11 protein-coding genes are annotated in these 13,038 nt (G+C 61.6%); 6 read left to right on the forward strand and 5 right to left on the reverse strand.

Going from position 1 to position 13,038, the window contains the following annotated elements; all coding sequences use genetic code 11:
• Positions 1-21 precede the first annotated feature (21 nt).
• From Q8O29_RS05790 to icmF, 5 genes are all read left to right on the forward strand, one after another.
• A complete protein-coding gene (locus Q8O29_RS05790; protein ID WP_305561107.1) occupies positions 22-1,146 on the forward strand; it encodes a TRAP transporter substrate-binding protein in 1,125 nt (374 codons plus the stop codon).
• Positions 1,147-1,230: 84 nt separating this feature from the next.
• Positions 1,231-1,851 (forward strand): TRAP transporter small permease subunit, encoded by a 621-nt coding sequence (locus Q8O29_RS05795; protein ID WP_305561108.1) that lies wholly within the window; start codon positions 1,231-1,233, stop codon positions 1,849-1,851.
• Positions 1,848-3,794 (forward strand): TRAP transporter large permease subunit, encoded by a 1,947-nt coding sequence (locus Q8O29_RS05800; RefSeq protein ID WP_305561109.1) that lies wholly within the window; start codon positions 1,848-1,850, stop codon positions 3,792-3,794. The genes Q8O29_RS05795 and Q8O29_RS05800 overlap by 4 nt, the downstream gene beginning before the upstream one ends.
• Positions 3,795-3,929: 135 nt before the next feature.
• On the forward strand, positions 3,930-4,772 hold the full coding sequence (locus tag Q8O29_RS05805; RefSeq protein ID WP_305561110.1) for a PPK2 family polyphosphate kinase: 843 nt from the start codon (positions 3,930-3,932) through the stop codon (positions 4,770-4,772).
• 47 nt (positions 4,773-4,819) lie between these two features.
• Positions 4,820-8,182, forward strand: coding sequence for a fused isobutyryl-CoA mutase/GTPase IcmF (icmF, locus tag Q8O29_RS05810; protein WP_305561111.1), 3,363 nt, complete (start codon positions 4,820-4,822; stop codon positions 8,180-8,182).
• 120 nt (positions 8,183-8,302) lie between these two features.
• Here the strand turns inward: icmF and Q8O29_RS05815 are convergent, their stop codons facing one another.
• The 5 genes from Q8O29_RS05815 to Q8O29_RS05835 all read right to left on the reverse strand — a co-directional run bounded on the left by Q8O29_RS05815 (position 8,303) and on the right by Q8O29_RS05835 (position 11,680).
• Positions 8,303-8,755, reverse strand: a complete 453-nt coding sequence (locus tag Q8O29_RS05815) for a hypothetical protein (RefSeq protein WP_305561112.1) — start codon at positions 8,753-8,755, stop codon at positions 8,303-8,305.
• 56 nt (positions 8,756-8,811) lie between these two features.
• A complete protein-coding gene (locus Q8O29_RS05820; RefSeq protein WP_305561113.1) occupies positions 8,812-9,054 on the reverse strand; it encodes a hypothetical protein in 243 nt (80 codons plus the stop codon).
• A gap of 58 nt (positions 9,055-9,112) precedes the next feature.
• On the reverse strand, positions 9,113-9,277 hold the full coding sequence (locus Q8O29_RS05825) for a hypothetical protein (RefSeq protein ID WP_305561114.1): 165 nt from the start codon (positions 9,275-9,277) through the stop codon (positions 9,113-9,115).
• 93 nt (positions 9,278-9,370) lie between these two features.
• Positions 9,371-10,432 carry a DUF6352 family protein gene (locus tag Q8O29_RS05830; protein WP_305561115.1) on the reverse strand — a complete coding sequence of 354 codons (1,062 nt, stop codon included), beginning with the start codon at positions 10,430-10,432 and terminating at the stop codon, positions 9,371-9,373.
• A gap of 336 nt (positions 10,433-10,768) precedes the next feature.
• Complete coding sequence (locus Q8O29_RS05835) at positions 10,769-11,680, reverse strand: LysR substrate-binding domain-containing protein (protein ID WP_305561116.1); 912 nt, start codon at positions 11,678-11,680, stop codon at positions 10,769-10,771.
• Positions 11,681-11,845: 165 nt separating this feature from the next.
• On the opposite strand from Q8O29_RS05835, the gene Q8O29_RS05840 reads away from it, so the two are divergent.
• Positions 11,846-13,036 (forward strand): acyl-CoA dehydrogenase, encoded by a 1,191-nt coding sequence (locus Q8O29_RS05840; RefSeq protein ID WP_305561117.1) that lies wholly within the window; start codon positions 11,846-11,848, stop codon positions 13,034-13,036.
• Positions 13,037-13,038: the final 2 nt, after the last annotated feature.

The following is a 13,038-nucleotide window of genomic DNA, read 5'->3' on the forward strand; positions in this document are numbered from 1 at the left end:
ATCACCAACAGGAGACACGCCATGACAGATATCACGACCCCTCGCCGCCGAAGCCTGCTTAAGGGCGCCGCTGTCGCTGCGGGCGCCGGTGCCATGTCCGCACCGATGCTGGCCACAGCTCAAACCACCACCACACTGCGTTTCCAGAGCACCTGGCCGGCCAAGGACATCTTCCACGAATACGCCAATGACTTTGCCAAAAAGGTCAACGACATGGCCGGTGGCAAGCTCAAGATTGAAGTGTTGCCCGCAGGTGCAGTGGTTCCCGCCTTCCAGTTGCTGGAAGCGGTTAACAAGGGCACGCTGGACGGCGGTCACGGCGTGGTCGCTTACCACTACGGCAAAAACTCGGCGTTGGCCCTGTGGGGTTCAGGCCCCGGCTACGGCATGGACGCCAACACGGTTCTGGCCTGGCACAACTACGGCGGCGGCAAGGCCCTGCTGAACGAAATCTACAAATCAATCAACATGGACGTGGTGTCCTACCTGTACGGCCCCATGACCGTGCAGCCGTTGGGCTGGTTCAAGAAGCCGATCACCAAAGTGGAAGACATGAAAGGCCTGAAGTTCCGTACCGTCGGTCTGGCTGTCGACATGTTCACTGTGATGGGTCTGGCTGTGAATCCGCTGCCAGGCGGCGAGATCGTTCCGGCACTCGACCGCGGCCTGATTGACGCAGCCGAGTTCAACAACCCATCGAGCGACCGCCTCCTGGGCTTTCCTGACGTGGTAAAAAACTGCATGCTGCAAAGCTTCCACCAGAGCGGCGAGCAGTTCGAGATCCTTTTCAACAAGGGCAAGTACGACGCCCTGCCGCAAGAGCTGCGCTCGATCATCGACTACGCCGTCCAGGCCGCCAGCGCCGACATGAGCTGGAAGGCCGTCGACCGCTACTCCCAGGACTACGAAGCCTTGAAGAAACAGGGCATCAAGTTCTACAAGACGCCTGATGCGGTGCTGCGCGCCCAGCTGGCTGCGTGGGACGCGACGATTGCCAAGAAGGCCGGTGAAAACCCGGCGTTCCAGAAGGTGCTCGATTCGCAGCGCGCCTTTGCCCAGCGTGCTGTCCAGTTTCAGAACGACTACACGGTCGATTTCAAGATGGCGTTTAACCACTACTTTGGCCAAAAACCCAAGAAAGCCTGATCGGGGCCTAGGCCTCTGAGGGGCACCTGATGGTGCCCCTTTATTTTTTTCGGGACCGCCACTTGGGCGGCGCAAGGAGTCGCAATGCAATCGTTTCTATTAGCGGTGGACCGTTTCTCCACCTGGATCGGCAAAACCTGCGCCTGGAGCGTGTTGGCGCTGACGCTGCTGATTTGCTGGGAAGTGTTCAGCCGCTATGTGCTCAACCGGCCGCATGCCTGGGTGCTCGACGCGCAGATCATGCTGTACGGCCTGTTGTTCATGATGGCGGGCGCCTACACACTGAGCAAGAACGGCCATGTGCGCGGTGACGTGCTCTATGGTTTTCTTGCTCCGCGCACGCAGGCGATTGTCGATCTGACGCTTTACATCATCTTCTTCCTGCCCGGCGTGATTGCGCTGACTTGGGCCGGCTGGACTTACGCCAATGAGTCACTGGCCATCCGCGAGCAGACCTTCAACGCCGATCCGATCCCGCTCTATCCCTTCAAGTTCGTGATCCCGGTATCGGGTTTTGTATTGCTCCTGCAAGGCATTGTCGAAATCATCCGCTGCATCCAGTGCATACAGACCGGCGCCTGGCCAGCGCGCGAGGGCGATGTGGAGGAAGTGGACGTGAAAAAACTCAAGGAGATGGTGCACGTGAAAGACGAAGACATGGCTGCGCTGGAGCGCGACCTGGCCCTCAAGGGGAACAACAAATGAAGATTCGCAAGGAACTCTGGTTCGGCCTGTCCTTCATGGCGCTGGTGGTCATTGGCCTCGCCGCACTGCTGCTGAGCGTCGAGAAAGTCACCAACGGGCACCTGGGCCTGCTGATGTTGGGCCTGGTGGTGACGGCCATCATGCTGGGTTTTCCGACGGCTTTCACGCTGATGGGCATGGGCATGATTTTTACCTGGCTGGCCTATGACAGGAACAGCACAAAAACGCTGGACATGATGGTCCAGGCCGCCTTCAAGACCATGTCCAGCGACGTGTTGATCGCCATACCGCTCTTTGTCTTCATGGGTTATCTGGTCGAGCGGGCCAATCTGATTGAAAAGCTTTTCAAGAGCCTGCATCTGGCGCTGGCCAGGGTGCCGGGCTCGCTCGCCGTGGCGACCCTGGTGACCTGCGCGATTTTCGCCACCGCGACCGGCATTGTGGGGGCTGTGGTCACGCTGATGGGCCTGCTGGCGCTACCGGCCATGTTGCGCGCCGGCTACAGCGTACCGCTGGCTGCCGGCGCCATTACAGCCGGCGGCTGTCTGGGCATTCTGATTCCGCCCTCCGTGCTGCTGATTGTTTATGGCGCCACGGCCGGCGTCTCCGTCGTGCAACTTTATGCCGGTGCATTTTTTCCCGGCCTGATGCTGACTGGCCTGTACATCATCTATGTGATCCTGGTCGCCAAGCTCAAGCCGCAATGGGCGCCTCCGCTGTCGGCGGCGGACCGCGTGGTCACGCTGCCCCCGCTGACGCAGCAGCTGACAACCAGCACGGCCACGCACGCACTCACGCGTCTGTTCAGCGCACTGAAAGGAAAGCGCAATGTCGACGTGCCGCTGGGCCACATCCTGCGACAGCTGACGATTGTGATCCTGCCGGGCCTGATCTTCCTGCTGGTGCTTGTCACCAGCTACCGGGCAGTCACCACGGTTGAAGCTGAGGCGGTGTATGACATCCAGCAGATAGGCGCTTCCAGCTCGTCGGTTGAGTCTGCCGCTGATACTGGCGGGCTGCAGGAGCCTCCCCAAGAAAATGCCCTGAAAGAGCCACCTTCCGGAGATGTGCAGGAGCCCCCCGGATCTGCTGCCGCGCCTGCCGCGCCGGCTGCGGCAAGTATTGCGGAGCCAGCCACTGCGGCCAAAGTTGACAGCGCCGCGGCGCCGGCGGCAGAAGCCAGCACCCGCGCCGCGCCGACCTGGTGGTGGGTCTGCTTTGCCATCCTCGGGGCTTTGGTGACGCTGTTCTACCTGTTCCTGAGCTTTGCGCGGCTGGAAATCTTCAAGATGCTCCTGACCTCATTTTTCCCGCTGATGATTCTCATCATCTCCGTGCTGGGCTCTATCGTGATGGGTCTGGCAACGCCGACCGAAGCAGCCGCCATGGGCGCGCTGGGCGGTATTTTGCTGGCGGCGGCCTACCAGCGGCTCACCCTGTCGGTGCTGCAGGAGTCGGTGTTCCTGACGGCCAAGACCTCGGCCATGGTGTGCTGGCTGTTTGTCGGTTCAGCCATCTTCTCGGCGGCTTTTGCCCTGCTGGGCGGCCAGGAACTGGTGGAGACCTGGGTGCTGAGTATGAACCTGAGCAAGACCCAGTTTCTGCTCATGAGCCAGGCGATTATTTTCATCTTGGGCTGGCCACTCGAGTGGACCGAGATCATCGTGATCTTCATGCCTATTTTCATCCCGCTGCTCGACAACTTCGGTGTGGATCCGCTGTTTTTCGGTTTGCTGGTGGCGCTGAATTTGCAAACGGCCTTCCTGAGCCCGCCAGTGGCCATGGCGGCGTTTTATCTGAAGGGCGTGGCACCCAAACATGTCACGCTGAACCAGATTTTCCTTGGCATGCTGCCCTTCATGGGCATCCAGATTCTGGCCATCTTCTTGCTGTACCAGTTCCCCGCGATTGGCATGTGGTTACCGCAGCTGCTGTACAAATAAGCGGCTTGCCAGCACGGCTTTCTAACTCAAGGGGCGCGCAAGCGCCCCTTTTTTGTTGCGAAAGCGGTAAGATTGACGTTTACGTCAACGTCAATCAACGTTGGCGCCAGTATTGGCAGCATTCAGGAGTCCCACATGGCGAAGAAGAGCTCATCCGCCCCAGTGCTTGCCGACTGGCAGCCGCCTGCGGGGAAAAGCGCCTCCCGGTTTTCTCTGTCCAAGCTGGACCCCGGCGCCAAACCCTGGTCGTCTGGCGACAAAGAGGCCGACAAAATCAGGGTGGATGCGCTGGCGCTGGAGCTTGACACGCTGCAAGACCTGTTTTACGCCGACAAGCGCTACAAGCTGCTGGTTTTGCTGCAGGGTACCGACACCTCCGGCAAGGACGGCACGGTGCGCGCGGTGTTCAGCCGAACCAGCCCGCTGGGTGTGCACACCGTGAGCTGGAAGGCGCCCAGCGAAGAAGAACGAGCGCACGACTATTTGTGGCGCATCCACCGGCAGATGCCCGGATCTGGTGAAACCATGGTCTTCAACCGCAGCCACTACGAGGACGTTCTGGTACCGGTGGTCAAGGGCTGGATCACACCCGAGCAGACCGGGCAGCGTTTGCGGCACATCAACGAGTTCGAGCGGCTGCTGGCAGAAACCGGCACGGTGATTCTCAAATTCATGCTGCACATCGGTTTTGACGAGCAGCGCGAGCGCCTGCAAGAGCGTGTGGACGACCCCACCAAGCGCTGGAAATTCAGCCTGGGAGATCTGGACGCGCGAAAGCAGTGGGCCGACTACCAGAACGCTTACGACACCCTGTTGCGCGCCACCAGCACAGCACATGCGCCGTGGACGGTGGTGGCAGCCAATTCAAAAACCCACCGCAACCTGATGATCGCGACCATCGTGCACGACAAGCTTCAATCGCTGGGCTTGCGTTACCCACCGGATGATCCGGCGCTGGCCGGACTGCGCATTCAATAACCGCGCGCATCGACAGCCCGAATACACCTCACCGAGAGAGCGCCGCCATGACCGACCTGTCCGCCGAATACAAGGCCCTCGCCAGCTACCGTCCCACGCACAAGGTGCGTTTTGTCACCGCCGCCTCGCTGTTTGACGGGCATGACGCAGCCATCAACATCATGCGGCGTATTTTGCAAGGCATGGGTGCCGAGGTGATTCACCTGGGCCACAACCGCAGCGTCGACGAAGTCGTGACCGCCGCGCTGCAGGAGGACGCGCAGGGCATTGCCATCAGTTCCTACCAGGGTGGCCATGTCGAGTATTTCAAGTACATGGTGGATCTGCTCAAAAGCCGCGGCGGCGAGCACATCCAGGTCTTTGGCGGTGGCGGCGGCGTGATTGTGCCGCCCGAAATCCGCGAACTGCAGGCCTACGGCGTGACCCGCATCTACAGCCCCGAAGACGGCCAGAAGATGGGCCTGGCCGGCATGATCGGCGAGATGGTGATGCGCTGCGACAAGGACCTGAGCGGTTTCGCCCCGGCGAACATCCAGGCGATTGAAGGCCATGGCGAAATGGCCTGGCGGGCGCTGGCCCAGCTCATCACCGCGCTCGAAAATGATAAAGCCAGTACAGCGCTGGTCGAGACGCTGCGGGCGCAAGCCGCCACCAAAAAGATTCCCGTCCTGGGCATCACTGGCACCGGCGGCGCCGGCAAGTCCTCGCTCACCGACGAGCTGATCCGCCGCCTGCGGCTGGACCAGAACGACCAGTTGCGCGTGGCCATCATCAGCATCGACCCTTCACGGCGCAAGAGCGGGGGTGCACTGCTGGGCGACCGCATCCGCATGAACGCCATCAACCCGTGGGCAACCACCTCCGTTCACCCTGAGCCTGTCGAAGGGCGTCTCAAGGCTTCGACAGGATCAGTCCGAACGGACTCAGGCCAGCGCGTGTTCATGCGCTCTTTAGCCACGCGCGACTTCGGCTCGGAGATCAGCAAGGCCCTGCCCGACGTGATCGCCGCCTGCAAGGTCGCGGGCTTCGATCTGATCGTGGTCGAGACCTCGGGCATCGGCCAGGGCGACGCGGCCATCGTGCCGCATGTGGACGTGCCCCTGTACGTGATGACACCCGAGTTTGGCGCGGCCAGCCAGCTTGAAAAAATCGACATGCTGGACTTTGCCGAATTCATCGCCATCAACAAGTTCGACCGCAAGGGTTCGCTCGACGCCCTGCGCGACGTGGCCAAGCAGGTGCAGCGCAACAAGGAGGCCTGGACCACACCGGCCGAACAGATGCCGGTGTTCGGCACCATGGCGGCGCGCTTCAACGACGACGGCGTCACCGCGCTCTACCAGGCACTCAAGCCGCGCCTGGCCGGGCTGGGCCTCGCCCTGTCCGAAGGCACCCTTCCCCGCGCCGAGGTGCGCCATAGCACCAACCAGACCCCGGTGGTACCGGCGGCGCGCACACGTTACCTCGCCGAAATCAGCGACACGGTGCGCGGCTACAAGAAGCGCGCCCGCGCCCAGGCCCAGCTCGCGCGCGAGGTGCAGCAGCTCAAAGCCGCCGCCGCCATGCTCAAGATCGACAAACCCGGCCGGGCGCCGGCCGCCGAGGCGGCGCTGGACCTCGCAGGCCATCGCAAGGCCCGCATGGACGGCGACGCCCGCGCCCTGCTGGCCCAGTGGCCCGACATGCAGGCCGCCTATGCGGGCGATGAGTACGTGGTGAAAATCCGCGACAAGGAAATCCGCACGGCATTGACAACAAAATCGCTGTCGGGCACCACCATCCGCAAAGTGGCCTTGCCGCAATACGAAGACCACGGCGAAATCCTCAAGTGGCTGATGCTGGACAACGTGCCCGGCAGCTACCCCTACACCGCCGGCACCTTCGCCTTCAAGCGCGAGGGTGAAGACCCGACACGCATGTTTGCCGGAGAAGGTGACGCCTTCCGCACCAACACCCGCTTCAAGCTGCTGTCCGAAGGCATGGCCGCCAAGCGCCTGTCCACCGCGTTCGATTCGGTCACGCTGTACGGCAACGACCCGGCCCTGCGGCCCGACATCTACGGCAAGGTGGGCAACTCGGGCGTGTCCATCGCCACACTCGACGACATGAAGGTGCTCTACGACGGCTTTGACCTGTGCAGCCCGAGCACGTCTGTCAGCATGACCATCAACGGCCCGGCACCGACCATCCTGGCGATGTTCATGAACACCGCCATCGACCAGAACCTCGACAAGTTCAAAAAGGACAACGGCCGCGACCCGACGCCCACCGAGACTGAAAAAATCCGCGAATGGGTGCAGGAAAACGTGCGCGGCACGGTGCAGGCGGACATCCTGAAAGAAGACCAGGGCCAGAACACCTGCATCTTCTCGACCGAGTTCAGCCTCAAGGTGATGGGCGACATTGCGCAATACTTTGTGCACAACCGGGTGCGCAATTTTTACAGCGTCTCCATCAGCGGCTACCACATTGCCGAAGCCGGGGCCAACCCCATCAGCCAGCTGGCTTTCACGCTGTCCAACGGTTTCACCTTTGTCGAAGCCTACCTGGCGCGTGGCATGCACATCGACGACTTCGCGCCGAACCTGAGCTTTTTCTTCAGCAACGGCATGGACCCCGAATACACGGTCATGGGCCGCGTTGCGCGCCGCATCTGGGCCGTCGCCATGAAGGAAAAATACGGCGCCAACGAGCGCAGCCAGAAGCTCAAGTACCACATCCAGACCTCGGGCCGCAGCCTGCATGCGCAGGAGATCCAGTTCAACGACATCCGCACCACCCTGCAGGCGCTGATCGCGATTTACGACAACTGCAACAGCCTGCACACCAACGCGTTTGACGAAGCCATTACCACGCCGACTGAAGAGTCGGTGCGCCGCGCGATGGCGATCCAGCTCATCATCAACCGCGAGTGGGGCCTGGCGAAAAATGAAAACCCTTCACAGGGCGCCTTCATCATCGAAGAGCTGACGGAGCTGCTCGAGGAAGCCGTGCTGCTTGAGTTCGAGCGCATCGCCGAACGCGGCGGCGTGCTGGGCGCCATGGAAACCGGCTACCAGCGCGGCCGCATCCAGGACGAGTCCATGCATTACGAGATGCTCAAACACACTGGCGAGCTGCCCATCATCGGCGTCAACACCTTCCGCAACCCGCATGGCGACGCCGTGCAGGACAAATTGGAGCTGGCGCGCTCTACCGACGAGGAAAAGCAGAGCCAGCTCAAGCGCCTGGAAGCATTCCACGCCCAACATGCCGCAGAGTCACACGTCATGCTCAAACGCCTGCAGCAGGCGGTGATTGCCAATGCCAACGTGTTTGAAGTACTGATGGACGCGGTGCGCGTCTGCTCGCTGGGGCAGATCACCAATGCCCTGTTCGAGGTCGGGGGGCAGTACCGGCGCAATATGTAGCGCCGACTGCGTCAGCGCTCAGAGAAGTTGCGTCTGCCTCTTATGTCGGCTGCGCTGTGGTCATGTAATCTGGCGCCCACTTGCACCTGAGTCAACGAGCGCTCAGATTTTCTCGTCGCCCTACTTTTCAGCGCTGCTTTGAATGGCTCGTTCAAGAATCATGCGATCAAGCTTGTCTTTGTCGCGTGAGGTTTGCTTCGTTTTCAGCAGCCCCTCAATATTCAGCGTGCGCACAGGCACGCCGTCAAAATCAATCGTTACCGCATACGCCTGGAGTGATTCGTAGCTTTCGCCGCAGGCGTTGAACATCAAATCCACCACAAATGCGTCCGCTACCCGGATAGTTTGACCCTCTTCAAACCAGCCGGGATCGAGGTCTTTGGCAGCTTGGTCGGGCAGCAGCAGCAAGGCGCGCTGAGCGCGTTCACCTTGCTCGCGGGTGGGACGCAAAAGCACGTCGATATCTGTCGTGCCCCGCTGATAACCCAGGGTGTAGAGGGCGTAGCCACCTATGAGCAGGTAATCCACATTTTCCCGATGCAGGGCTTTCAGCAGGGTTTTGAGGTCTTCCACGCTGGCCGCACGCACATGGCCAGCGCCAGGGGATGAATCTGGAGGCTCGCTAGCCGTCATTTGCGCGATGCTGCGGCCCGCCGCGCTGCGACGTTCAAGGCAATGGCTCGCACCAGCGCTTCCTCCGCATGGGCGTTGGCTTGCTCGTGTGTTTTGAAGCGATAAATACCTTTGGCCATGCCGACGGTATTGACTGCAACCAATGCACTGCCGGTGGCTTGGTGCACCGCCGCATCGCGTAAGGCTTGTGCACCCGTGGTGCGGCGCACTTCGGGTGTTGGGTGGCCTATGTGTCGCATTACGCTACTCTATAACAAACAGTCCATAGGAGCAGGCTGCATTCACCGGCGGCGAGCTTCAACCGCCGTTATGCGGACGCTTGCCGGGGTTCTTTTTGCTGCGGGTCCAGCTGCCACGCTCCAGGCTGATTTTCTGGCCACGGCTGGCAGTGCGGGTCATGCCGGGTGCAGGAACAGGTTTGGGGGCGCAGATGTCGGCTTCGACGCGGATTTTTTTGGGCATGGAGGGCTCCGGGATTAAAAATGGCAGAACCTGTGATTTTAAGCCAGAGCGCGCAGTGCCAGCCCGGGCGCTAACGCGACCCCCAGGCCAGGCCTACATCGCGCCGGGCAAAGGCAGGTTCAGCAGCAGGTTTTGCGGCTTGAGCTTGAGCACCTGCCCGGTATTCATCATCAGGCCCAGGTACACCGGCTTGCCGGCGACATCGGTGCGCATCTCTTGCGGGTTGGCAAAATCGAGCCGGAACAGGCTCAGCAGGCGCGCCGCACGCTCGGGCTCGACCGGGCGGTCTTCGTACAGGTCATTGAGCAGGGCAGTGGCCTCTACATCCAGCCCCACATGCCAGCGCCAGGCGCTGTCGTCAATTTTCTGCAACGGCCGGATGTTGACCGCCACGCCCAGGAAATGCTGTACCCACCTCTCCAGAACCCGGGCCAGCGCTGTCAGGCCAGAACGCGCGCGGGTCATGGTGAACACCAGGCCGTGGCTGAGGTCGTTGTTGATTTCGTGCGTCAAATCCAGCAGAAAGTTGTGGCGCTCACTGGCCTGCCAGTAGCCGGGCGCATTACCGTCGGTCAACACCTGCATGTTTATGCTGCGCAGCGGGGCTTTCGCCTCCGCCAGGAAGCGTCCGAAGTCGCCCAGTCCGCCGGTGTCGTTGAGCATGTCCAGCCGGTCCAGGTCGCCTGCCAGCACCTGCCCGTCCTGGGTGGAGATGCGCTGCGGGCGAAATAACATCTCGGCGGCGCGCACTTCATACGCGTCGGTCGCCTCGTCGAGCAGGTTGCGGGTGATCGCCTGGGCCAGCAGGTCGATGAACAGCGGCGGGATGCTGATGCTGCCGCTTCTGAACAGGCTGAGGTAATACGCCTCCAGCGTGCCGGCGTCCAGCAGGCCGTCGCGAAAACGCAGGAACAGGCTGTAACTGCCCCGTGCGTCGTCATCCTGTAAGCCCTGTAGCTCGACCTCAGGCACAGGCCGCGCTGGCGCAAGCCGCAAGGCGGCGTGCAGGGCCTGCTCGGCCGCGCAGGACTCGGGCAGCAATGCCAGCTCGGGGCGCTCCAGGAAAAGGCGCAGGTAATCGTCAGTGGGCAACAGCCAGCCGCGCGGGTTGCGCTGGAGCTGCTTAAAACCGCTGGAAGGCCAGAAATCTTGCATGGTGGCAATCGTCTCATATTGCTGGGTTGATCATTTTGCTATGAATTTAATAGCTTATTACGCACGCCGGATAAGGGCTACAGGCCGATTTCGCCCTCAAATCGTAACTACTCAGCTCTGCCGTGGTTTGGTCCCCTCTCCCGCTGGCGGGAGAGGGCTAGGGTGAGGGTGGCGGTGCGTGCGATCAAGTGACATCCATTCGGCTGCGGGGAGCCCTCACCCCAACCCTCTCCCAGAGGGCGAGGGAGAAAGAGAGCAGCCCGGTGCAACCTGAGCAGTTACCAAACTGTTGCCGTTGTGCCTGGTTGCGTCCTGCGGCGCCGATGACTCGATCTCTCAGGCGCCCGACGACTGATTGCGGTAACGACTGGCCTCTTCCTCCAGCCAGCTGCGAAACAGCGCAAGCACCGGGTTGTCGGACTTCTGCTCCGGATAGATGAAGTAGTAACGCCGGTCGCTGATGAAGGCGTGTTCGATCAGCGGCACCAGGCGGCCCTGCTGCAGCTCTTCTTCAATCAGGAAGCGCGGAATCAGCGCCAGCCCCTGACCGTGGATGGCCGCTTCCGTCGTCATTGAAAACAGCTCCATGCGGGCGCCCGCCAGGTCGTTGGCGATGCGCAAACCCAGGGATTCAAACCATTGCCGCCAGGCATAAGGGCGGGTGCTCATCTGCAGCAAAGGCAGGTGTGCCAGATCGGCGGCCTGCAAGCTGGGCCGGGTTGTCACCAGCGCCGGGCTGCCCACTGCCACCAGGCGTTCATCCATCAAAAAGCAGGACTCTGTGCCGGGCCAACCCGCCTCACCCGCGAAAATCGCAGCGTCCAGCGCGGTATCTGCGAACAGGAAGGGCCGGGTGCGCGACGACAGATGAACCGGGATACCGGGGTAAAGGCGGTAAAAATCACCAAGCCGGGGCAGCAGCCATTTGGCGGCAAAGGTTGGCACCACACCCAGCTCCAGCGCGCCGCCCGCGCCGCCTCTTGCCATCAGCGCCAGCGTGTCGCGCTCGACATCGTCCAGGCGGGCGCGCACATTGCGGGCGTAGTTGGTGCCCGCTTCAGTCAGCAGCACACCGCGTTTGGTACGCCTGAACAGCTTGACCTGCAGAAAATCCTCCAGACCCGCAATCTGCCGGCAAACCGCACTTTGCGTGACCGAATGCTCCTGCGCGGCCTGGGTAAAACTCTGATGCCGCGCAGCCGACTCAAACAGCGCCAGCGCGGTGGTCGAAGGAATGCTGCGTCGCATGGTCAGTCCTGGCTCTCGGAGTTCAGTTTTTGCACAGTGTTGTTCCAAATAATGGCTTGCGCCATGGCGCGAGCTCATCGTATGCTCTGAGACAGTCAAAAATTCCAAGCCTGCCTGAGTTGCGATTTTCGCACACAGAGTGCCTCAACACCTTCTGGAGACCGCATGCACCCTTCCCCCCCAAAAGCCAGCTTTCACTGGGCCGACCCGCTGCTGCTGGACCAGCAGCTCAGCGACGACGAACGCATGGTGCGTGACACCGCCTACGCCTACTCGCAAGAGCAGCTGGCGCCGCGTGCGCTGGAAGCCTTTCGCCATGAGCGCACCGACACGGCGATTTTTCGCGAGATGGGCGCACTGGGCCTGCTCGGCAGCACCATCCCCGAGGCGTATGGCGGCGCCGGCCTGAACTACGTCTGTTATGGCCTGGCCGCGCGCGAGGTGGAGCGGGTTGATTCCGGCTACCGCTCCATGATGAGTGTGCAGTCCTCACTGGTGATGGTGCCGATCTACGAATTTGGCAATGAAGCCACCAAACAGAAATACCTGCCCAAGCTGGCCAGCGGCGAATGGATAGGCTGCTTCGGCCTGACCGAACCCGACCACGGCTCAGACCCGGGCAGCATGGTCACACGCGCCAAAAAAGTGCCCGGTGGCTACGCGCTGACCGGCAGCAAGATGTGGATCACCAACAGCCCGATCGCCGACGTGTTTGTGGTCTGGGCCAAGGACGACGAAGGCGCGATTCGCGGCTTTGTGCTTGACAAGGGCAGCAAGGGCCTGAGCACCCCGGCCATCCACAGCAAGGTCGGCCTGCGTGCCTCCATCACCGGCGAGATCGTCATGGACGAAGTGTTCTGCCCCGAGGAAAACGCCTTTCCAGAAGTGCGCGGCCTCAAGGGCCCGTTCACCTGTTTGAACTCTGCGCGTTACGGCATTGCCTGGGGCGCGCTGGGCGCCGCCGAAGACTGCTTCGACAAGGCGCGCCAGTACACGCTGGACCGCAAACAGTTCGGCCGCCCGCTGGCAGCCAACCAGCTAATCCAGAAAAAACTCGCTGACATGCAGACCGAAATCGCGCTGGGCCTGCAGGGCTGCCTGCGCCTGGGCCGCATGAAGGATGAAGGCACGGCCGCAGTCGAAATCACCTCCATCATGAAGCGCAACTCCTGCGGCAAGGCGCTGGACATCGCCCGCATGGCGCGCGACATGCTGGGCGGAAACGGCATCAGCGACGAGTTTGGTGTGGCGCGCCATCTGGTCAACCTCGAAGTGGTCAACACCTACGAAGGCACGCACGATGTGCATGCGCTGATTCTGGGCCGGGCCATCACTGGCATTGCAGCGTTCTCGTGAAG

Origin of the sequence: Polaromonas sp., from assembly GCF_030689685.1 — a bacterium.
Lineage (GTDB): Bacteria > Pseudomonadota > Gammaproteobacteria > Burkholderiales > Burkholderiaceae_C > Polaromonas.